The sequence below is a fragment of the Cyanobium sp. CH-040 genome (genome assembly GCF_024346135.1).
GTDB lineage: Bacteria > Cyanobacteriota > Cyanobacteriia > PCC-6307 > Cyanobiaceae > NIES-981.
On record NZ_JAGQCJ010000004.1, the window covers coordinates 43,140 to 62,846 of the forward strand.

The following is a 19,707-nucleotide window of genomic DNA, read 5'->3' on the forward strand; positions in this document are numbered from 1 at the left end:
CAGCCATGAAAAAAGCGGCCTTGCGGCCGCCGGGAGAACGCTGGGCTGAAGCTCAGCGGCCGATGCTGCGGTAGGGAACCCTGGCCAGATAGTCGATGTCGGCGCTGGCGGAAGCGCTGCTGGCGCGCATGGCCGGCAGGCCGCGCACCCAGCTGAGGTAGTCCTCGGGATAGCCGCCGCGGCGCTGGCGGGCACGCTCCGGCAGGGTGCGGGCGGTGCCGGTGTACACCACCTGGGGGAAGCCCAGGATGTTGCGGTAGTAGGCGTCGTAGCGGGGGCTGGTGATGTTGAAGGGGGTGTCGCCCAGATCCCGGCTGCCCACCACCCGGTTGCGGTGGAAGGGAACGGTGTCGTAGCCGAAGGCCTCCAGGTATTCCTGGCTGTCGAGGATGTCGTCGACCATCCCCTTGACCCCGCGGGTCATCAGCACGGCCGACCAGGCGATCTCCTCGGCCTTGCCGTGGGTCTTGCGGCCCAGCAGCTTCTCCACCAGGTGGCGGGCCACCCTGTAGTTGCTGTTGAGGTTGTAGAAGCTGCGGGTGAAGGTGTCGGACAGGCAGAGGGAGCGGATGAAATCCCGCACGGTGATCTGGCCGTCGCGCAGCTGGGACTCCAGCGTGCGGTCGCGGTCGACCTTGAAGGCATGGAAGAAGATCTGGCGGTAGGCCGCCTCGATCACGAAGTTCTGGTCTTCGCGATCCATGGCCTTGTCCATGGACACGGCCTTGGGATCCTCATCCGAGCCCACCCGGAGGGACTCCACCCTGGCGTTCTGGCTGATGGGCGCGTACTTCAGGAGAGGCAGGGCCACACGACTTCGGCATCCGTCGCTGGGGATCGTAGAAGTGCGGCCGGGGAGCCACTGAAGCCTTTCCGGCAGGGCTCACAGTCCGTAACGTTCAACACCACAGCCAACACCGCAGCGGGCCGGCCGGGCTCACCAGCCCAGCGGTGACAGCGCCGCCCCGTCGTCCGTGGCCGCGGCCGCCGCGGCCTGCGGCTGTTCCGCCGCCGCTGGCACCACCCGGGTCTCGATGCAGAAGGAGGCGGTGTTGGAGAGCCCTTCGACCGTGCTGGTGCGCAGACGCACATCGGGTCCGGCGAAGCTGAACCGCTCCAGGCTCTGCATGGTCTCGTAGCTGGTGGTGAGCAGCAGGCCGTCGCGCTCATCCATGGCGAAGCGGCCGGCCACCGGCGCGGTCTCCGCGTAGCCGCGGTCCCGCAGCAGCAGTCCCGCGCGGCCCCGGGAGTCCGTGGGGATCAGTCCGAACACGCTCTCGCCCTCATGGGCCTCTCCGGCCTTGTCCCAGGCCATCGAGGCGTTCCAGGTGACGCGGCAGCCTCCGGCCAGGCCGTCGGGATCCTGACCGTGCAGTGCGGCCACGGCGATCAGCCGGGGATCGTCCGGCTGCAGTTCCACCACCTCGATCCAGGAGTCCCCGGCCTCGGCGCGGCGGTGCAGGAGGTGGTGGCTGCTGCGCTGCGAGCGCCAGCGGCCGCAGCTGAGCCGGAAGAAGCTGATGGCGTCGGCGATCGGCTCGGTCACGAGAGCCAGGGCATCTGCAGCGATGATCGCAGGACGCGCATGTCCCTGCGGTGACGACTGGGGTGGTGGCGGCACTGCTGGCCGCCCTGGGCTGGACCCTGGCAAGCGGTCTCTGGCGCCGCGTCCCCACGTCCCTGGGGGCGGCCCAGCTGAACCTGCTCAAGAACCTGCTCGCCCTGAGCCTGCAGCTGCCCCTGCTGGTGCTGCTGCTGGAGCGCGCGGCCATGGCGCCGCTGCCCCTCAGCCTGCTGCTGGCCAGTGGGGCACTCGGGATCGCCGCCGGCGACAGTTTCTACTTCGCGGCGCTGCGCCGGCTGGGCACGCGGCGCACGCTCACCTTCGAGGCCGGGGGGCCGGCCGTCACCGGAGCCGCCGGCCTCGTGCTGCTGGCGGAGGTGCCGCGCGCGCACCAGTGGGCCGGCATCCTGCTGGTGAGCCTGGCCCTGGTGCTGGTGGCCCGGCAGCAGCCCCCCCAGCCTCGGGATGCCCCGGCCGGTGCCGACCGCGGTCAGCCCGGACTGCAGCAGCTGGGGGTGCTGCTGGCGCTGCTGGCCCTGGTGTGCGGCAGCGGTGGTGCCCTGCTGGCCCGGGCGGCGCTGCGTCTGCAGCCCATCAGCCCGCTGGAGGCCTCGAGTGTGCGACTGCTGGGGGCCTGCGTGGCCCTGCTGCCCCTGCTGCCGGCGTTGCTGGTGCCGGGGCGGTGGCGGACGGGTCCGGCGCCGGCGGCCCGTCGCTGGCCCCTGGTGCTCGCCGCCACCCTGCTCGGCACCACCGCTGGAATCGCCCTGCAGCAGCTGGCCCTGCAGCGCCTGCCGGCGGGACTGGCGGTGGCCCTGCTGGCCACCGCCCCGCTGATGGCCGTGCCGCTGGCCCCGCTGGAAGGGGACCGGCCCGGGCCCGCGGGATGGCTGGCGGCTGCCCTTGGCGTGCTGGGGGTGGGGCTGCTGGTGCGCTGACGGCCTGGTCAGTCGCCGCGGCGGTGGGCGTCGATGCGGCGATCGGCCTGGCTGCGGGCCCAGTCCGTCAGCTCCGCGAGCGTGAGCCCCAGGGGGTCGCGGCCCAGGGCGGCGGCGATGGCTGCAAGCTCATCCCCCAGCTTCTGCAGCTGGGCGGTGAAGGCATCGGCGAAATCGGAGGCTGCGGCCACCTGTGGCTGCCGAAGCGCCCAGCTGGCCAGGTCCCTGGGATCGGGCAGGGGGCCATGGCGACGTCCGGCGGCCTCCTGAAGGCTGCGCAGGCCATGGGCGAGCAGCCTCAGGTGGTGCCGCTCGAGAGCGGGCAGCAGGGTGGCGTCGAGCTCGTCGACTTCGGCGGCCGTCAGCGGTCCTCCGGGGTGGTCCATCACCGGCCGCTCAGCCGGGGTTGCGCGACTCGTCGCCGGCCGTCGGGCAGAGCCGGAATCCGCAGGAGTGGCCCTGTTCCAGACGCCACTGCACGCGCTCGACGGCGCAGTCCGGGAAGGTGTTACGGATGAGGCTGAGTTCCTGATCGCAGACGCAGGGGAACTTTTCGGCGATGCGCATCACCGAGCAGTGAAGTTCCCGCATCAGCCACGACCGGCCGTTCTGATCCGGGGCGCATTCGGCCACATATCCCTCCTGGCGGCGCAGTTCCACCAGGCGTTCCAGGCGCTGCTGGAGGGGACCGTCGCCGATCCGGGCCCGGTAGAGCGCCGCTTTCTGGACGGCCTGCTGGGCGAGCAGGCTGCGCAGGGTCTCGGCCGGAAGCGAGCCGCTGATCGATTCGAGCAGGCTGAGGGCGAACTGCTCGCTGCCGTCAGGGAAGTGATCCTGGGCCTTGGCGGTGAGCTGCCAGCGGTTGCTGGGGCGCCCCGGCCCCTCGCTGGCCGGGCTGGCCTGCACCAGGCCGTCGTCCTCCAGGCTGCGCAGATGACGGCGCATGGCCTGCACGGACACCTCCAGGGCGTGGGCCAGTTCGCTGGCGGTGGCCTGGCCGCGGCGCAGCAGCAGGGACAGGGCCTCCTCGCGCGTGGACGACTGCGGTGGGGCCGCAGCGGACGTGGTCGGGACGGGCGGGGTCGCGGCGGGCGGGGTCACTCCGGCAGTGTCGGTGGTGCTGGTGGCGGAGTGGGAGCCCATGGCCTTGATCCGGCCAGCACACGATGCCACGCACGGCGAGGGGTTGGGGATCGTGGTGCGGGGCTGGCGGTCAGGACGCTGCCGGCACCGGAGCGGCACAATGGCCCAGCACCCAGGTTCCCATGGGGTGCCCTAGGGTGCCGACTAACGAAACACCCCTGTTTCGTAACTGGCCGCCGATCGCTGGTCCGGCTGCGCGCTCCTGATCCACCTTCCCGGGTGCATCGGTGCCAACCCGGCAGCGCGCCCTTGGGTTGGGTCCAGCGCCGAGCCCCGTCCCCGACCCGGTCCTCGTTGCCCAGCCCCTGTCGTCCAGACCCAGTCGCCAAGGCCCTGCCGCCCAGCCCCCTTCGATCAGTCCTCGTCGCCCAAGCCCGATCGCGCCATGCCCGACAGCAACGCCGACAGCAACGCCAACCCCGCCCCCAGCGCTGACAGCCTCGAGGTGATCCGCAAGTTCGCGGAAACTTACGCCCAGCGCACCGGCACCTACTTCTGCAGCGATTCCGGCGTCACCGCCGTGGTGCTCGAGGGGCTGGCCCGGCACAAGGACGAGCTCGGCGGCGCCCTCTGCCCCTGCCGCCACTACGAGGACAAGGAGGCGGAGGTGGCCCAGGCCTTCTGGAACTGCCCGTGTGTGCCGATGCGGGAGCGCAAGGAGTGCCACTGCATGCTCTTCCTCACCGAAGACAACCCATTCCGCTGCGACAAACAGACCATCACCGCCGAAGAGATCAAGGCCGCCACTGCCGGCAACTGACCTGCACCCCGCTCCCTCTCCCCGCCATGAGCAGCACAGCCACCGTTGGTGATCTGGTTTCGCAGCCTTACAAATACGGCTTCGTCACCGACATCGAAACCGAGAAGATTCCCAAGGGGCTCAGCGAGGATGTGGTGCGGCTGATCTCCTCCATGAAGGAGGAGCCCGCCTTTCTGCTGAACTTCCGTCTGCGGGCCTACCGGCAGTGGCTGCAGATGCAGGAACCGGACTGGGCTGCCCTCGGCTATCCGCCCATCGACTATCAGGACATCGTCTACTACGCGGCTCCCAAGCAGAAGCAGCAGAAGGCCAGTCTTGACGAGGTGGATCCCAAGCTCCTGGAAACCTTCGACAAGCTCGGCATTCCGCTCAGCGAGCAGAAGCGTCTCTCCAACGTGGCCGTGGATGCGGTGTTCGACAGCGTCTCCATCGCCACCACGTTCCGCGAGAAGCTCGCCGAGCACGGCGTGATCTTCTGCTCCATCAGCGAAGCCGTGAAGGAGCATCCCGAGCTGGTGGAGCGGTATCTGGGCACTGTCGTGCCCAGCAATGACAACTACTTCGCAGCCCTCAACTCGGCGGTCTTCAGCGACGGCTCCTTCGTCTATATCCCCAAGGGTGTGGACTGCCCGATGGAGCTCTCCACCTACTTCCGCATCAACTCCGGCGACACCGGCCAGTTCGAGCGCACCCTCATCATCGCCGAAGAGGCTTCCTCGGTGAGCTATCTCGAGGGTTGCACCGCGCCGATGTTCGACACCAACCAGCTGCACGCGGCTGTGGTGGAACTGGTGGCCCTCGAGGATGCCTCGATCAAGTACTCCACCGTTCAGAACTGGTATGCCGGCGACGAGAATGGTGTGGGCGGCATCTACAACTTCGTAACCAAGCGCGGTCATTGCCGCGGCGATCGCAGCCGCATCAGCTGGACCCAGGTGGAAACCGGCTCGGCCATCACCTGGAAGTACCCCAGCTGCGTTCTGCAGGGTGCCGATTCGGTGGGTGAGTTCTACTCCGTTGCCCTCACCAACAACCGGCAGCAGGCCGACACCGGCACCAAGATGGTGCACGTGGGCCCCCGCACCCGCTCCACGATCGTGAGCAAGGGCATCAGCGCCGGCCACTCCGTCAACAGCTACCGCGGCCTGGTGCAGATCGGCCCCAAGGCCATCGGTGCCCGCAACTACAGCCAGTGCGATTCGATGCTGATCGGCGATCAGGCCGGCGCCAATACCTACCCCTACATCCGCTCCCAGCAGCCCCAGGCCAGCGTGGAGCACGAGGCCAGCACCTGCCGCATCTCCGCAGATCAGCTCTTCTATCTCCAGAGCCGCGGCATCGGCTTCGAGGAGGCGGTGTCAATGATGGTGAGCGGCTTCTGCCGCGACGTCTTCAACCAGCTGCCGATGGAGTTCGCCGCCGAAGCCGACAAGCTGCTGGCCCTCAAGCTCGAGGGCTCGGTGGGCTGATGCCCGCCCGTTGGCCGCTGCGGGCTGCTCAGCCGTCCCGGTCCGCCTTCCTCCCTGCCCCGTCTTCCGTCGTCCCTCCGCTCCCTGCTTCCCTGTGATCCGCCCCGACGCCCCGGTATTGCTTGAGATCCGCGACCTGCAGGCCGCGGTGGACGACCAGCCGATCCTCAAGGGGGTGAACCTCACCATCCGCGCCGGCGAGATCCATGCGGTGATGGGCCGCAACGGCAGCGGCAAGAGCACCCTCTCCAAGGTGCTGGCCGGCCACCCCGCCTACGCCGTGACCGGCGGCAGCGTGCTCTACCGCGGCGAGAACCTGCTGGAGCTCGATCCGGAGCAGCGCGCGCGCATCGGCCTGTTCCTCGGGTTCCAGTACCCGGTGGAGATCCCGGGCGTCAGCAACCTGGAGTTCCTGCGGGTGGCCACCAACGCCCGCCGGGCCGAGCGGGGTGAGGAGGAACTCGACACCTTCGCCTTCGAGGATCTGGTGCGGGAGCGGCTGGCGGTGGTGCAGATGGATCCCGCTTTTCTGGAGCGCTCGGTCAACGAGGGCTTCAGCGGCGGCGAGAAGAAGCGCAACGAGATCCTGCAGATGGCGCTGCTGGAGCCGGTGGTGGCCATCCTCGACGAAACCGATTCCGGCCTGGACATCGACGCCCTGCGGATCGTGGCCGGCGGTGTGAACCAGCTGGCCAGCCCCGACAACGCCACCCTGCTGATCACCCACTACCAGCGCCTGCTCGATCTGATCACGCCCGACCACGTGCACGTGATGGCGGCCGGCCGCATCCTGCGCAGCGGCGGCAAGGAGCTGGCCCTGGAGCTGGAGCGCAGCGGTTACGACTGGGTGGATCAGGAGCTGGCCCGCCTGGGCGCTGACGCCGAGCGCCAGCCGGCGGAGGTGGCCTGATGGTGGCCGCACCCGTCACCTCGGCTGCCGCCGCAGCCCCAGCCGCTGCCGACGCCTCCGCCTGGCTGGCCGAGCTGGCCGGCGCGCTGCTGCCGAGCCGTCGCCAGGAGGACTGGCGCTTCACCGATCTCTCGCCGCTGCTGGCCATCCCCACCGGCATCGCCGCTCCCTCGGCTGAGCCCTCCGTCGCGGTGCCGGCCGATCCCTGGACCGGCCTCAGCCTGCCGGCCGGGGTGGAGCGGCTGACCGGAGCGGACGCTGAGCGCCTGCTCGGAACCGCCCTCACGGCAACCGGCGCTGCCGACCACTGGCCGGTGCGTCTCAATGCCGGTGCCGCTCCCGCCCCCCTGGTGCTCCGGGTTCGCAGGGATGGCGGCAGCCTCGAGCTGCCCCTGGCGGCGCCCGCCGGCGATGGCCTGGCCGCCTGGCGTCTGCTGGTGCTGCTCGAGCCTGGCGCCCGTCTGGAGCTGCTGCAGGTGCCGAGCGCGGCTCCAGGCCAGCGCCAGCTGCTCAGCCTGGTCACCGAGGTGGTGCTGGCGGAGGACGCTCGCCTCAGCCTCGGCTGCCTCGCCCTCGGCCGCGACGACTGCTGCCTGCTCAACCACCTGGTGGTGCGTCAGGCCCCGGGAAGCGAGCTGCTGGCCGCCACGGTGTCCGCCGGCTGGTCGCTGGCCCGCCACGAGCCCCGCGTGCTGCAGGAGCGGGGTGCCGCCAGCACGCGCCTGCGGGGTCTGCAGCGGGTGGAGGGCCATCAGCTGGCCGATACCCACAGCTGCGTGCGCTTCGAAGGCCCGGAGGGGGAGCTCGACCAGTTGCACAAGGCCGTGGCCGGCGGTGCCGGACGCAGCGTCTTCAACGGCGCCGTGCAGGTGCCCCGGGCCGCCCAGCGCACCAACGCCGCCCAGATGAGCCGCAACCTGCTGCTCTCGGACCGGGCGCGGATTGACACCAAGCCCGAGCTGGAGATCGTCGCCGACGACGTGAAGTGCGCCCATGGGGCAACCGTGAGCCAGCTGCAGAGCGAGGAACTCTTCTACCTTCGGAGCCGTGGCATCGATGCGGCCGCCGCCGCCCGTCTGCTGCAGCGAGCCTTCTGCGAGGACGTGCTCCGCTTCCTTCCGGCCGCCGCCCGACGCCACGATCCCATCTCCGCCCTGCTGGGGGACGCCTGATCGCCATGACCGCCTCCCCCGCTCTGCGCTTCGCATCCGCATCCGGTTCGATCCAGGGATCCGCTGCCATGGGGGACAGCGCGGTCAGCCCCGCCGCCGAGAACCTGGCAGCGCTCACCCGCCCCGACTTTCCGCTGCTGGCTCAGACCGCCTGTCTGGGGCAGCCGCTGATCTACCTGGATCACGCGGCCACCAGCCAGAAGCCCGTGCAGGTGCTGGAGGCCCTGCAGCGCTACTACGGTCACGACAACGCCAACGTCCACCGCGGTGCCCACCAGCTCAGCGCCCGGGCGACGGAGGCGTTCGAGGGGGCGCGGGAGAAGGTGGCCCGCTTCGTGGGGGCCGCCAGCAGCCGCGAGATCGTCTTCACCCGCAACGCCAGCGAGGCCATCAACCTGGTGGCCCGCACCTGGGGCGAGGCCAATCTGCGCGAGGGCGACGAGGTGCTGCTCACGGTGATGGAGCACCACAGCAACCTGGTGCCCTGGCAGCTGCTGGCGGCCCGCACCGGCTGCGTGCTGCGCCACGTGGGCCTCACCCCCAGCGGCGAACTGGATCTCGATGACCTCAAGGCCCAGCTGAACGAGCGCACCAGACTCGTGAGTGTGGTGCAGGTGAGCAACACCCTCGGCTGCCTCAATCCGATCGCCGAGATCGCAGCCCTGGCCCACGTGGCCGGTGCCCTGGTGCTGGTGGACGCCTGCCAGAGCCTGCCGCACATGCCGGTGAAGGTGGGCGAGCTGGGCTGCGATTTCCTGGTGGGCAGCTCCCACAAGCTCTGCGGCCCCACCGGCACGGGCTTTCTCTGGGCGCGGGAAGCGCTCCTGGAGGCGATGCCGCCGTTTCTGGGGGGCGGCGAGATGATCCAGGACGTGTTCCTGGACCACAGCAGCTGGGCCGAGCTGCCCCACAAGTTCGAGGCCGGCACCCCCGCCATCGGCGAGGCGATCGGCATGGGCGCTGCGCTCGACTATCTCGAGGCGATCGGTCTGGACCGGATCCACGCCTGGGAGCAGCAGCTCACCCGCCGGCTGTTCGATCGCCTGCAGGCCATCGACGGCGTGAGGGTGCTCGGCCCCACCCCCGATCAGCAGCCCCACCGCGGCGCCCTGGCCGCCTTCACCGTGGATGGGCTGCACGCCAACGACATCGCCGCCCTGCTCGATTCGGCCGGCATCTGCATCCGCAGCGGTCACCACTGCACCCAGCCCCTGCATCGCCTCTACGGCATTCCCGGCTCGGCCCGGGCCAGCCTCAGCTTCACCACCACGCCCGAAGAGGTCGACCGCTTCGCCGAGGAACTGGTGGGCACGATCGGCTTCCTGCGCGAGCACAGCTGAGCGGGCCGCCACGTTCGCGCTGCACGCCAGCGGCCTGCTGCTGCCGGCATCCGGTGCGCTTGGTGCCCTGATGGGCTCACGGGGTGGCCGGTTCATCCGAGTGGTTCATCCCAGAGGGCGGTGCGGCTGTAGGGCCCACCGGGCAGCTCCCAGAAGCTGCCGTCCACGAAGCGATGGTGCCGATCGAGGCCGGTGATCTCCTCCAGCTCGGCGGCGCTGAGCCGCAGCCGGCTGGCGCGGAGATTGGTCGCCAGCCGCCGGGGCTGAACGGATTTGGGAATCACGCTGGTGCCGCAGGCGAGGCCCCAGGCCAGCAGCACCTCGGCCGCACTCACCCCACGGTCCTCGGCCATGGCGTTGATCACCGGATCAGCGAGCAGGGGGGCGGGGCCGTCGCCGGCCGGGGACCCCAGGGGGGCGTAGGCAGTGACGCCAATGCCCTCACCACGGCAGAAGGCCAGCAGCTGGTTCTGCTGCAGCCAGGGATGGCGCTCCACCTGGTTCACAGCCGGCCGGTGGCGGCAGTGGGGCAGCAGGGCGGCGAGTTTGGCCGCGCTGCAGTTGGAGACGCCGATCCGCCGCACCAGACCCGCATCCACCAGCTCCTCCATCGCCGCCCAGGTGACCTGCAGCGGCAGCTTCTCCAGGGGGATCTGGTCGGCGGCGACGCTGGGCATCAGCACGCCGTGGCGGTGCGCCACCGGCCAGTGGATCAGATAGAGGTCGAGATCATCGAGCTGCAGATCGGCCAGGGTGCGCTCCAGGGCAGGGCGCACCTGCTCGGGGGCATGGCAGTCGTTCCAGAGCTTGGAGGTGATCCAGAGCTGCTCGCGCCGCAGCTCCCCCAGGTCCAGGACGCTGCGCAGGGCGGCGCCGATCTCGGCCTCGTTGCCGTAGATGGCGGCGCAGTCGATGTGGCGGTAGCCCAGCTCGAGGGCCGTGCGCACCGCCGCACCCACCTCGCCGGGGGCGGCCTTCCAGGTGCCCAGCCCGAGGGCGGGCATCGCGGCGAGCGCTGGGGTCATCGGGCTGGAGACACGGGCGGCAGAGCCAGCCTGGCGCCCATCGGCCCAGGTGGCGGCCCGGTTCTGGTTTGCTGGGATGCAACGACCGCCCTGGATGCCCTCCCCGCAACAGCCATCGCCGCTTCTGTTTCTGGTGGTGCTGGGCGGCCGCGCCCCCGGCTGCCACATCGAACTGCACGACGTGCGCTTCGTGGCGGCGGCCACGATCGAGGCGGCGATCCCGGAGCTGCGGCGGCAGTGGTTCGGGCGGCGTGAGGGCCTGCACCTGGATGCGTACATGGCGGTGCAGGCGGTGGATGGCTGGGCCGTGCGCCTGGGGCGCGAGCCTGGCGCGCCCCGGCCCGAGCGGCTCTGGTTTGTGAACCTGGGCGCCTATCGCCCCGATTCGCTGGCCGAGCTGCACCACTTCGGCCTGGTGGTGGCCCCGTCGGCCCAGGGGGCCAAGGCGGCGGCCAGACGCCAGTGGCTGCGTGGCGCCCTGCAGCAGCACAGGGACGACCTCCATGCCGTGGACGACTGCCTGGCCCTGGACCAGCTGGAGCTGCTGGGCGGCGGGCGCTGGCATGTGCACCTGGAGCCCCACCCGGCGGGACTCAGCCAGAGCCAGGTGCCGGACTGGTTCGGCTACCGGCCGATCTGAAGGCCCAAACAGGGGACACCAGCGCCTGCGCCGCAGGCGGAGATGATCAGGTCCCCATGCCCCGCTGACCACGCAGCCATGAATATCGACGGCAAGCCCTGGCGCACGATCTGGCTGGAGGAGGGGGAGCGCCCGGGCCTGGATGCGGTGGGCGTGATCGACCAGACCCTGCTGCCGCACCGCTTCACCACCCGCACCCTGCACACCTGCGACGAGGCCGCCGAGGCGATCCGAACGATGGTGGTGCGGGGGGCGCCGCTGATCGGCGTCACCGGGGCCTACGGCCTGATGCTGGCCCTGCAGGCCGATCCCAGCGATGGCGCGCTGGCGGCGGCCTTCGAGCAGCTCAACGCCACCCGACCCACGGCGATCAACCTGCGCTGGGCGCTGGAGCGCGTGCGCGACCGGGTGCAGCCGCTGCCGCCGGAGCAGCGCGCCGAGGCGGCCCGGGCGGAGGCCGGGGCCATCGCCGATGAGGACGTGGCCATGTGCGAGGCAATCGGCGAGCACGGGCTGGGTCTTCTGCGGCAGCTGGCGGCGGCGCGGCCGCCCGAGCGCCAGGGTGAGTCCCTCAACGTGCTCACCCACTGCAACGCCGGCTGGATCGCCACGGTGGACTGGGGCACGGCCCTGGCACCGATCTACAAGGCCCACCGCGCCGGGCTGAAGGTGCATGTGTGGGTGGATGAGACCCGCCCCCGCAACCAGGGCGCCAGCCTCACCGCCTGGGAACTGGGCTGCGAGGGGGTGCCGCATACCGTGATCGTGGACAACGCCGGCGGCCACCTGATGCAGCACGGCCAGGTGGACGCGGTGATCGTGGGCACCGACCGCACCACCCGTCGCGGCGACGTGTGCAACAAGATCGGCACCTACCTCAAGGCCCTGGCCGCTCGCGACAACGGCGTGCCCTTCTACGTGGCCCTGCCCGCCTCCACGATCGACTGGAGCATTGACGACGGCGTGGCCGAGATCCCGATCGAGGCCCGCAGCGCCGCCGAGGTGACCCACATTCAGGGCCGCGGCGCCGACGGCACGATCGCCTCGGTGCAGCTCAGCCCCGACGGCAGCGCCGGCTTCAACCCGGCGTTCGACGTGACGCCGGCGCGGCTGGTCACCGCCCTGATCACCGAGCGGGGCGTGGCGCCGGCCAGCGAGGACGGGCTGCGGGGGCTCTATGGAGTCACCGCCTGAAGCGCTCGGGCCTCGCGCAGGGCGCGGATGCGCTCGGCGAGGGGAGGATGGCGACGGTAGTGGACAGCTCAGGCGCCTTCGGCGGTGCGTTCGCGCCGCGGTTGTCGATCCAGCCACCGCCGCACCCTGGCCGGGGTCCAGGACCGGAGCCAGTCCTCCAGCACCGGCACGATGCGGCGGTCGATCGGCGCTTCCAGGCCGAGTCCTCTGTATAGCTCGATGGTGATCAGTCCCAGCGCGATCGATCCGCAGAGCAGATCGGAGAGCCAGTGGGCCCCGCTCATCAGTCGTGGCAGGCTGAACACCACCGTGGCAACGGCGGCGCTCCAGCGGGCCCAGGGTTCCAGGACGCGCCAGCCGTAGAGGGTGATCGTGAACAGCACCAGCCCGTGATCGCCGGGGAAGCTGCCCCGGGCTGCATCTTTGGTTCGGATCCAGGGCGTGAGTTCACTCAGCCGCTGGCTGCCGGGGATCTCCAGCGTGGGGCTCAGCCGGCTCAGGTCCCACCACTGATGCACCAGGGCCTGGGTGAGCAGGGCCAGCAGCGCGCCGATCAGGGCGTGCACCAGCAGGTTCGCCCAGCGCGGCGGCGTGCTGCTGCGGCCGGAGAGCAGAAAAATGGCAGCCATGACAAGGGCCGCCGGGATGTCGAACAACCGGTGGTTGGAGATCGCCCAGAGGCCATCCCAAACCGGGCTGAGGCCCAGGGATGGGTTGGTGATCGAGAACACCCACAGGTCGATCCCATCCCAGAGGGTGCGGATCGGCCCCTGCACCAGCCAGGACGCCAGCAGCAGCCCCCCGGCCAGCACCAGCAACCAGCCCTGGCGCCTGCGGCCGTGAGCGGACGGGTTGCGGGCAGCGGCGGGCATGGGATCAGAGGGAGCTGAAGACAGTTGAAGGCTGGGTTAAGGGGCTCAAGCGCATTGAGCCACCTGCGTCTGGGCCGATCCGGTGCTGGGGCCGGCGATGGAGGATGCCGGCTGCAGCTGCCATCCAGGGACGTTTGCTCGCCGGTTCTGATGCAGATGGATCCGCTACCGGCAGGCTCGCCCTGGTGCAGCTCACCCCGCTGGCAGCGCTGGCTTCAACCCCGCCCTCGATGTGATGCCAGTGAGGCGGGTCTGCGCAGCCTTTACGGCGCGACCGTCTGAAGTGCCTGAGCCTCGCGCAGGGCTCGGATGCGAGCTTCGAGGGGCGGATGGCTGGCGAACAGGCCGAGCAGGGCCGGGGGTGCGGAAATCTTGAGCGTGTCGAAGGCGGGGCCATCACGCCGGTCTGCCAGCTGCATGGCACCACCGAGCCGCTCCAGGGCGGCCACCATCGCGTCGCCACCTACGAGCGCAGCTGCGCCGGCATCGGCCCGGTATTCCCGGTGGCGGGAGAACCAGGCGGTGACCAGTGATCCGGCCAGGCCGAGCAGCAGCTCGAAGGGCTGCACCAGCAGCGGGAAGGGAGCGCGCACCCGGCCCTGCGCGTCGCTGCTGCGGGGCAGCGCCACCCACAACAGCCGTGCCAGGAAGAGCACGAAGGCGTTCACCACCCCCTGCAGCAGGGTCATGGTCACCATGTCGCCATTGCCCACGTGGCTGAGCTCATGGCCGAGCACGGCCTCCAGCTCGGCCGCGGGCATGCCCTCCAGGATGCCGCTGGACACGGCCACCAGAGCGCGATCGGGGGAGGGCCCGGTGGCGAAGGCATTGAACTCCGGCGCGGGGTAGATGCCCACTTCGGGCATCGGCAGGCCCGCCTTGTCGGCCAGGGCGGCCACCGTGTTCACCAGCCAGCGGGCTTCCGCACCGCTGGTCTGATCCACGAGCTGCACGCCCATGCCGCGGATCGCCGATTCGCGCGACAGCTGCAGCGAGATCCAGGAGCCCACGGCTCCCCAGAAGAAGCTGCCGATCAGCAGGGGGATGACGGGAAGGTCGCTGGGCAGCAGACCGGCGGCGGTGGCCAGGCCGAGCAGCACGGCGATCGTGGCGACCACCGCCAGGTTGGTGACCAGAAACAGGCTGGTGCGCAGGGCCATGGTGCGATGCGCCGCGGTTCACCTGCAGTGGTAGCAGCGGTGGAATGCCTTGGCCGGTGCGGCACGGGATCGCCGCTCTGCGACTGCCTAGGGTCGCTTCAGCGGAGACGGCACCATGCCGCTGGCGAACGACGACCCCCGGCGCCGGCTGGTGGCTTCCGCCAGGCGGCTTCAGGCCCTGGGCTTGAACCAGGGCACGGCCGGCAACCTCTCGCTGCGGCTGCCGGACGGCCTGCTGATCACCCCCAGCTCGCTGCCCTGCGATCGGATGGGCCCGGAGGATCTCGTGGAGCTTGATCCCCAAGGACGGGTGCGCAGCGCCGCCCCCGGGCGTCAGCCCTCCTCGGAGTGGCGTCTGCATGCCGACATCCTGCGCAGCCGGCCCGAGGTGCAGGCGGTGGTGCACTGCCACTCGATCCGGGCCACGGCCCTGGCCTGCCACGGCCGCGGCATCCCGCCGTTCCACTACATGGTGGTGCAGGCCGGCGGCGCCGACATCCGCTGCGCCCCCTACGCCACCTTCGGCGGCCAGGCGCTCTCCGATGCGGCACTGGTGGCCCTTCGCGACCGCCGTGCCTGCCTGCTGGCGCACCACGGCCAGGTGACCCTGGGCCGCGACCTGGATCAGGCCCTGCAGCTGGCGGTGGAGGTGGAGACCCTGGCCCACATGTACCTGGAGGCGTGCCGGCTCGGGGAGCCGCCCGTCCTCGACGCCGCCGAGATGGAGCGGGTCTCGACCCGTATGGCCGAGCTCCACTACGGCGCCGCCGGTCCGGCCCCCGGCTGACGGGCCATGGCCGCGCCGAAGGCCAGGCAGGCCGCGGTGAGCGCCAGCGCCAGCAGGGTCCAGAGGGGCAAGCCCAGGGCCACCAGGGCAATGGGGGCAAAGGCGGTGATCAGCCCGCCGCCCAGGAACGGCTCGTAGACCAGCTGCTTGAAGGAGAAGGCCTCCAGTGCCGGGCTGCGCCCGTAGGGGTCGGCCATGCGCAGCAGCAGCAACCCGGTGGCGGTGACGCCGGTGCTCTGGCCGAAATCGGCGATCGCCCGCTCGAACCAGGCGTCGCGGAACAGACGGGGCCCCAGCCACAGAAACACCGTCACCGTCCAGGCCAGCCCCGCCAGCGCCAGCACCAGCAGCGGCAGCCAGGCCTCCCCCACCAGCGGCAGGTTGAGGCTGGCCATCGCCGCTGCGATCAGCACATCCATCGCCAGCGCGCCGATCCGCCGCTGATCCCCGGCGGAGGCCAGGTCGGGCTGGCCCTGCCACTGCAGCAGCCGCTGCATCAGCAGCCCTCCCACCATCGCCAGCGGGAACAGGGGCAGGGCCGAGAACAGCCGGCCGGCCTCCTCTCCCCACAGCCCCGCGGCCATGCTCACCAGGCTGTGCCGCAGCAGCACCCCGAGGCCGATGGCGCCGCCGATCAGGGCGATGTTGACGGTGAGGCCGTCGATCCCAGGGGAATCGAGCAGCGCTGCCCTGCCTGCCGCCCTGCCTGCCGCCCTGCCGTCCACGCCGCGGGCGCCCCGGTCCGCGGCCGGGTCGGTCAGCAGCCACCGCCGCCGGCGGCCGATCAGCACCAGCGTGCTGCCCACCAGCACGCCCGCCAGGATGCCGAAGGTGGCCATCGCCAGTCCCAGGGCCTCGCCCGAGGCCAGCCCCAGCCGGCTGAACACGGGGCCCATCCCGGCGGCGGTGCCGTGCCCTCCCTCGAAGCCCACCTCGATCAGGCAGGCCATCAGCGGATCGGTGCCCAGCACCGGCCTGAGCACCAGCAGCACCACCAGCCCGCCTACCAGGTACTGGCCGAAGCCCAGCACCATGCCGAAGGCGGCCTGGCCGGCGGCCCGCTCCCACAGCAGCCGCGGGCTGGGGAGGGTCTGGCCGAGGAACAGGCTGGCGAACACCACGTTGATCAGCACCCCGGGGGTCTGGCTCCAGACGGTGTAGACGCTTTCGGGAAAGATCCGGATCGGGCTGTAGGGGCCGATCAGCAGGCCGAGCAGACCCGCCACCAGGGCTTCCGGCAGGCCCAGGCGGCGCAGCAGCGGCAACCGCTGGCGCAGGGCCGTGGCGAGCAGCAGCAGCAGGCTGAGCGCCACGAAGGCGATCAGCACATCGAACAGCGTCATCGCGCCAGCCGCTTCATCGTGCCCGTCTCACGGCCCCTGCCTCGCCAGCAGCAGCGCCAGTGCGATCCAGAGCACGGTGAGTCCGAGGCACAGCTCGCCCCACAGCGGCAGGCCCCAGCTGTGCACCGCCAGCGGTGCCGCCACCGTCACCACCCCGCCCGCCAGCACCGGCTGCAGCAGCAGCTGCTTGATCGAGAAGGCCGGCAGGGCGCCGCTGCGGTTGTCGGGGTCGGCCATGCCCAGCAGCAGCAGTCCGCTGGCCGCCACGCCGGTGGCCTGGCCGAATTCGATCACCGCCCGCTCGAACCAGTCCACCGGCAGCACCCGCCGGGCCAGCACCAGCACCACCAGCAGATTCCACCCCAGCCCGGCCACGGCCAGCACCGTGAGCGGCAGCCAGTTGCGCGCCAGCTGGCTGAGGTTCAGCCCCGCCATCGCCGCGGTGATCAGCAGATCGGTGGCCAGTCCCCCCAGGCGCGTCTGCAGCTGGGGGGAGGCCAGATCGCTCAGCCCGCCGCGCTCCAGCGCCAGGCGCACCAGCAGAGAGCCCGCCAGGGCCAGGGGGTAGACGGGCAGGGCATCCACCACGGTGCGCCAGGCGCCCTCCAGAGGGGTGGCCGCCCAGGCCAGGGCTGCCTGCATCAGCACGCCCAGCCCCACGGCCAGGCCTGCCAGCCCGAGGTTGAGCAGCAGCACCGCCGCCTGGCCCCGTTCCAGGGCCGGGGCCGGATCGGGCAGCGGACAGCTGGGCTGGTGCGGGTCGGTGGCAGGGAGGGGCGGCGACAACGCCTCCGCCACGGGGCCGACGGGCTCCAGGGCCATCAGCCAGCCGTAGCGCTGGCCGAGCACCACCAGCACTCCCCCAAGCACGGTGGAACTGAGCAGCCCCACGGTGGCCATGGCCAGTCCCAGATCGGTGCCCTCCTCGAACCCCAGGCCCGCATAGATCGGTCCCATCACCGCGGCGCTGCCATGGCCGCCCTCGAAGCCCACCTCGATCAGGCAGGCCATCAGCGGGTCCACCCCCAGCAACGGGCCCAGCACCAGCAGCACCGCCAGAGCCCCCATCAGGTGCTGGCCGAATCCCAGCGTCAGCCCGACCAGGGTCTGGGCGGCGGCAGGCCGCCAGAACTGCCGCAGGGCGGGCAGGGGCCGGCCGAGCATCAGGGTGCCGAACACCAGCGTGAGCAGGATCATCGGCAGCCGGGCCCAGAGGGCCTCCACGGCCTCGGGCATCACCGGCCAGGGCCCCTGGGGGCCGACCAGCAGCCCCAGCAGCCCCGCCACCACCGAGGCCGGCAGGCCCAGCCGCTGCAGGCCGAGGGCCGGGCCGATCGCCCGCCCCAGCGCCAGCAGCAGCCCCAGGGCCGCGAAGGCCCCGCCGATCACCAGGACGGCCGGCAGCGTGCTCACGGGGCGGGCAGGCCGAAGTGGCGCCGGAAGAAGGCCTCGCTGGCTTCCAGCACCTGGGTCTGCACGGTCCCGTCGCGAAAGCCATGGCCCTCGCCGGCGAAGCGGTGCACGTCCACGGGGATGCCGTGGGCCGCCAGGGCGGCCGCCATGCGCTCGGTCTGCTCGGGCGGCACCACGGTGTCCTCGAGTCCCTGGAAGAAGATCACCGGGCAGCGGATCCGGTCGGCGTGCGCCAGGGGCGAACGGGCCTCATAGGTGGCGGCGGCCTGGGGCCAGGGTCCGATCAGGCCGTCGAGGTAGCGGGCCTCGAAGCGGTGATCATGCGCTGCCAGGGCGGCCGGATCGCAGACGGGATAGCGGCAGGCGGCGGCCCGGAACACGTCCGTGAAACAGAGCGCCGCCAGGGCGGTGAAGCCCCCGGCGCTGCCCCCCTCGATGGCGACGCGGGCAGCGCTGGCCCGGCCGGAGGCCACGAGGGAGCGGGCGGCGGCGGCGCAGTCGGCCACATCGGCCACCCCCCAGAGGCCGTCAAGCCGCTCCCGGTAGGCCCGTCCGAAGCCGGTGGAGCCGCCGTAGTTCACGTCCACCACCCCCCAGCCGCGGCTGGTCCAGAACTGGATCGCCAGGCTCAGCCCTCGCCGCGCCATGCCGGTGGGACCGCTGTGCCCCTTCACCAGCAGAGGGGAGTCGGCTGTGGCGCCGCCGATGGGGGGATAGAACCAGGCGTGGGTGCGGGCTCCCTCGTGGCCGGCGAACCACCAGGCCTCGGGCAGGCTGATCGCCTCCGGCGCCAGCGGGCAGGGGGCCACGGGGCTGTGCCGCCAGCGGTCTGTGGCCAGCTCCAGCTCCAGCAGGCCCTGGGGCACGCCGGGAGCACTGGCCACCGCCGCCAGCCGTCCGTCCTCGGCGCTGAGGCCGGCCAGGTCGTCGAAGGGCAGGGGCAGGGGCTGCCAGGCCTCGGCGCTGCCCGAACGCTGTTCCTCCAGGGCCACCCGGCCCAGTTCCCAGACGCCATCGCGGCAGGCCGCGGCGATCAGCTGCCGCCCATCCCAGGCGCTGGTGCGCAAGCCGTACACCCACTGGGGCATGGCGAATTCCGCCGCCATCGGCAGCAGGGGCTTCCAGGTGCCGGAGCCGGTGTGCAGGTGCTGCAGGTTCCACCAGCCGCCGGCATCGCTGGCCACCACCAGCTCGCCGGCGCCGATCCAGAGGGGCTGGAACACCGAGATGCCGCGATCGTCCGCCGGGCCGGACCCGGCCACCGGCCGGGCGTTGCGGAGATCCCCGGCCGGCGTCACCTCCGCCAGCCACAGCTGGCTGCGCTCCCAGGGCATGTGCGGCTGCTGCCACTCCACCCAGGCCAGCTCGGCCCCGTCGGGGCTGAGGCAGGCGTAGCCGCAGAAGTCCGCGGGCCGGTGCAGCACCGCGGGCTCGCCACCCGCCAGCGGCACCGCCACCAGCCAGTCGCGCTCCCCGGCTTCCATCACGCCGATCCAGCGCTGCCGGGCGGTGTCGATCAGGCCATCGGCGAAGGCCCGCGCGGCCGGGGTGGTGAGGACCTGCAGCGGCCCCGCAGGCTTGCCGCTGGTGCGGTCCACAGGGCAGCGCCAGAGGCAGCGGTCGCCGTCGTGCACGAACACCAGCGTGCCGTCGGCATAGGCGTAGCTGCCGCCCCCATAGGCGTGCACGCGGCTGCGCAGGTTCCAGGGCGCCGGCGTGAGCTCCACCGGCTCGGCGCCGGGGCGGGCGGCTGGCCGCGCCAGCAGCGTGGTGCGGCCGCCCTCCTGGGGCCGCTGCTCCAGCCACAGCAGCAGTCCATCGCGCAGCAGGGGCTCGCGCAGGGCCGGGGCGCTGCCCACCACCAGCGCGGCCGGCAGGGGAGGCTGTGGCGTTGGCTGTGGCGTTGCCTGCGGCGGTGGCGGGTGGTCTGGGTTGGCGATCGGCGACTGCCCCATGGTGCGGGCACCCCGACCCGGA

At 71.6% G+C, this 19,707-nt stretch carries 19 protein-coding genes; 9 read left to right on the forward strand and 10 right to left on the reverse strand.

All coding sequences use genetic code 11. The annotated features are described in order from the left end of the window. Positions 1-52: 52 nt before the first annotated feature. Positions 53-811, reverse strand: a complete 759-nt coding sequence (locus KBY90_RS05195) for a phycobilisome rod-core linker polypeptide (protein WP_254967416.1) — start codon at positions 809-811, stop codon at positions 53-55. Positions 812-937: 126 nt separating this feature from the next. Beyond that, entirely contained in the window at positions 938-1,546 is a 609-nt protein-coding gene (locus KBY90_RS05200; protein WP_254967417.1) for a phycobiliprotein lyase, read from the reverse strand. A gap of 65 nt (positions 1,547-1,611) precedes the next feature. On the opposite strand from KBY90_RS05200, the gene KBY90_RS05205 reads away from it, so the two are divergent. Continuing rightward, entirely contained in the window at positions 1,612-2,502 is an 891-nt protein-coding gene (locus KBY90_RS05205) for an EamA family transporter (RefSeq protein ID WP_254967418.1), read from the forward strand. Positions 2,503-2,510: 8 nt separating this feature from the next. On the opposite strand, the gene KBY90_RS05210 is transcribed toward KBY90_RS05205, so the two are convergent. Continuing rightward, a complete protein-coding gene (locus tag KBY90_RS05210; protein ID WP_254967419.1) occupies positions 2,511-2,888 on the reverse strand; it encodes a hypothetical protein in 378 nt (125 codons plus the stop codon). A 10-nt stretch (positions 2,889-2,898) separates the two neighbouring features. After that, the gene (gene sufR / locus KBY90_RS05215) at positions 2,899-3,645 is read right to left on the reverse strand and encodes an iron-sulfur cluster biosynthesis transcriptional regulator SufR (RefSeq protein ID WP_254967420.1); all 747 of its coding nucleotides are present in this window, start codon (positions 3,643-3,645) and stop codon (positions 2,899-2,901) included. Positions 3,646-4,030: 385 nt separating this feature from the next. Here sufR and KBY90_RS05220 point away from each other — a divergent pair, with 385 nt between their 5' ends. The 5 genes from KBY90_RS05220 (at position 4,031) to KBY90_RS05240 (ending at position 9,296) form a co-directional block, all read left to right on the forward strand. Next, the gene (locus KBY90_RS05220; RefSeq protein ID WP_254967421.1) at positions 4,031-4,405 is read left to right on the forward strand and encodes a ferredoxin-thioredoxin reductase catalytic domain-containing protein; all 375 of its coding nucleotides are present in this window, start codon (positions 4,031-4,033) and stop codon (positions 4,403-4,405) included. A 26-nt stretch (positions 4,406-4,431) separates the two neighbouring features. After that, positions 4,432-5,874 carry a Fe-S cluster assembly protein SufB gene (sufB, locus tag KBY90_RS05225; RefSeq protein ID WP_254967422.1) on the forward strand — a complete coding sequence of 481 codons (1,443 nt, stop codon included), beginning with the start codon at positions 4,432-4,434 and terminating at the stop codon, positions 5,872-5,874. Positions 5,875-5,968: 94 nt separating this feature from the next. Beyond that, positions 5,969-6,784 carry a Fe-S cluster assembly ATPase SufC gene (sufC, locus tag KBY90_RS05230; protein WP_254967423.1) on the forward strand — a complete coding sequence of 272 codons (816 nt, stop codon included), beginning with the start codon at positions 5,969-5,971 and terminating at the stop codon, positions 6,782-6,784. Continuing rightward, positions 6,784-7,956, forward strand: a complete 1,173-nt coding sequence (locus KBY90_RS05235; RefSeq protein ID WP_254967424.1) for a SufD family Fe-S cluster assembly protein — start codon at positions 6,784-6,786, stop codon at positions 7,954-7,956. Before sufC ends, KBY90_RS05235 begins: the two co-directional genes overlap by 1 nt. 68 nt (positions 7,957-8,024) lie before the next feature. Continuing rightward, positions 8,025-9,296 carry a SufS family cysteine desulfurase gene (locus KBY90_RS05240; RefSeq protein WP_254967569.1) on the forward strand — a complete coding sequence of 424 codons (1,272 nt, stop codon included), beginning with the start codon at positions 8,025-8,027 and terminating at the stop codon, positions 9,294-9,296. Positions 9,297-9,388: 92 nt separating this feature from the next. On the opposite strand, the gene KBY90_RS05245 is transcribed toward KBY90_RS05240, so the two are convergent. Then, the gene (locus KBY90_RS05245; RefSeq protein WP_254967425.1) at positions 9,389-10,321 is read right to left on the reverse strand and encodes an aldo/keto reductase; all 933 of its coding nucleotides are present in this window, start codon (positions 10,319-10,321) and stop codon (positions 9,389-9,391) included. A 94-nt stretch (positions 10,322-10,415) separates the two neighbouring features. Between KBY90_RS05245 and KBY90_RS05250 the strand changes: the two genes are divergently transcribed. Continuing rightward, positions 10,416-10,961: a DUF1543 domain-containing protein gene (locus KBY90_RS05250; RefSeq protein WP_254967426.1), complete on the forward strand. Its 546-nt coding sequence runs from the start codon at positions 10,416-10,418 to the stop codon at positions 10,959-10,961. 78 nt (positions 10,962-11,039) lie between these two features. After that, a complete protein-coding gene (mtnA, locus tag KBY90_RS05255) occupies positions 11,040-12,155 on the forward strand; it encodes an S-methyl-5-thioribose-1-phosphate isomerase (RefSeq protein WP_254967427.1) in 1,116 nt (371 codons plus the stop codon). A 68-nt stretch (positions 12,156-12,223) separates the two neighbouring features. On the opposite strand, the gene KBY90_RS05260 is transcribed toward mtnA, so the two are convergent. Then, the gene (locus tag KBY90_RS05260; protein WP_254967428.1) at positions 12,224-13,027 is read right to left on the reverse strand and encodes a phosphatase PAP2 family protein; all 804 of its coding nucleotides are present in this window, start codon (positions 13,025-13,027) and stop codon (positions 12,224-12,226) included. Between the two features lie 263 nt (positions 13,028-13,290). Further along, a complete protein-coding gene (gene htpX / locus KBY90_RS05265; RefSeq protein ID WP_254967429.1) occupies positions 13,291-14,187 on the reverse strand; it encodes a protease HtpX in 897 nt (298 codons plus the stop codon). Between the two features lie 115 nt (positions 14,188-14,302). On the opposite strand from htpX, the gene KBY90_RS05270 reads away from it, so the two are divergent. Continuing rightward, complete coding sequence (locus KBY90_RS05270) at positions 14,303-14,974, forward strand: class II aldolase/adducin family protein (protein WP_254967430.1); 672 nt, start codon at positions 14,303-14,305, stop codon at positions 14,972-14,974. On the opposite strand, the gene KBY90_RS05275 is transcribed toward KBY90_RS05270, so the two are convergent. Genes KBY90_RS05275 through KBY90_RS05285 form a run of 3 tightly spaced genes read right to left on the reverse strand, consistent with a single transcriptional unit; the run spans position 14,944 to position 19,685 of the window. Continuing rightward, positions 14,944-16,317: a sodium/glutamate symporter gene (locus tag KBY90_RS05275; protein WP_254967431.1), complete on the reverse strand. Its 1,374-nt coding sequence runs from the start codon at positions 16,315-16,317 to the stop codon at positions 14,944-14,946. The genes KBY90_RS05270 and KBY90_RS05275 overlap by 31 nt on opposite strands. A gap of 27 nt (positions 16,318-16,344) precedes the next feature. Then, positions 16,345-17,730: a sodium:solute symporter gene (locus KBY90_RS14980; RefSeq protein ID WP_315858713.1), complete on the reverse strand. Its 1,386-nt coding sequence runs from the start codon at positions 17,728-17,730 to the stop codon at positions 16,345-16,347. Beyond that, positions 17,727-19,685 (reverse strand): prolyl oligopeptidase family serine peptidase, encoded by a 1,959-nt coding sequence (locus KBY90_RS05285; RefSeq protein ID WP_254967432.1) that lies wholly within the window; start codon positions 19,683-19,685, stop codon positions 17,727-17,729. Before KBY90_RS05285 ends, KBY90_RS14980 begins: the two co-directional genes overlap by 4 nt. Between the last annotated feature and the right edge of the window lie 22 nt (positions 19,686-19,707).

What these genes read in the sequence shown, in the direction of transcription:
- KBY90_RS05210 (WP_254967419.1), bottom strand. Translation starts at nt 2,888, where the DNA reads ATGGACCACCCCGGAGGACCGCTGACGGCCGCCGAAGTCGACGAGCTC.
- sufR (WP_254967420.1), bottom strand. Translation starts at nt 3,645, where the DNA reads ATGGGCTCCCACTCCGCCACCAGCACCACCGACACTGCCGGAGTGACC.
- KBY90_RS05220 (WP_254967421.1), top strand. Translation starts at nt 4,031, where the DNA reads ATGCCCGACAGCAACGCCGACAGCAACGCCAACCCCGCCCCCAGCGCT.
- sufB (WP_254967422.1), top strand. Translation starts at nt 4,432, where the DNA reads ATGAGCAGCACAGCCACCGTTGGTGATCTGGTTTCGCAGCCTTACAAA.
- KBY90_RS05235 (WP_254967424.1), top strand. Translation starts at nt 6,784, where the DNA reads ATGGTGGCCGCACCCGTCACCTCGGCTGCCGCCGCAGCCCCAGCCGCT.
- KBY90_RS05240 (WP_254967569.1), top strand. Translation starts at nt 8,025, where the DNA reads ATGGGGGACAGCGCGGTCAGCCCCGCCGCCGAGAACCTGGCAGCGCTC.
- KBY90_RS05245 (WP_254967425.1), bottom strand. Translation starts at nt 10,321, where the DNA reads ATGACCCCAGCGCTCGCCGCGATGCCCGCCCTCGGGCTGGGCACCTGG.
- KBY90_RS05250 (WP_254967426.1), top strand. Translation starts at nt 10,416, where the DNA reads ATGCCCTCCCCGCAACAGCCATCGCCGCTTCTGTTTCTGGTGGTGCTG.
- mtnA (WP_254967427.1), top strand. Translation starts at nt 11,040, where the DNA reads ATGAATATCGACGGCAAGCCCTGGCGCACGATCTGGCTGGAGGAGGGG.
- KBY90_RS05260 (WP_254967428.1), bottom strand. Translation starts at nt 13,027, where the DNA reads ATGCCCGCCGCTGCCCGCAACCCGTCCGCTCACGGCCGCAGGCGCCAG.
- htpX (WP_254967429.1), bottom strand. Translation starts at nt 14,187, where the DNA reads ATGGCCCTGCGCACCAGCCTGTTTCTGGTCACCAACCTGGCGGTGGTC.
- KBY90_RS05270 (WP_254967430.1), top strand. Translation starts at nt 14,303, where the DNA reads ATGCCGCTGGCGAACGACGACCCCCGGCGCCGGCTGGTGGCTTCCGCC.
- KBY90_RS05275 (WP_254967431.1), bottom strand. Translation starts at nt 16,317, where the DNA reads ATGACGCTGTTCGATGTGCTGATCGCCTTCGTGGCGCTCAGCCTGCTG.
- KBY90_RS05285 (WP_254967432.1), bottom strand. Translation starts at nt 19,685, where the DNA reads ATGGGGCAGTCGCCGATCGCCAACCCAGACCACCCGCCACCGCCGCAG.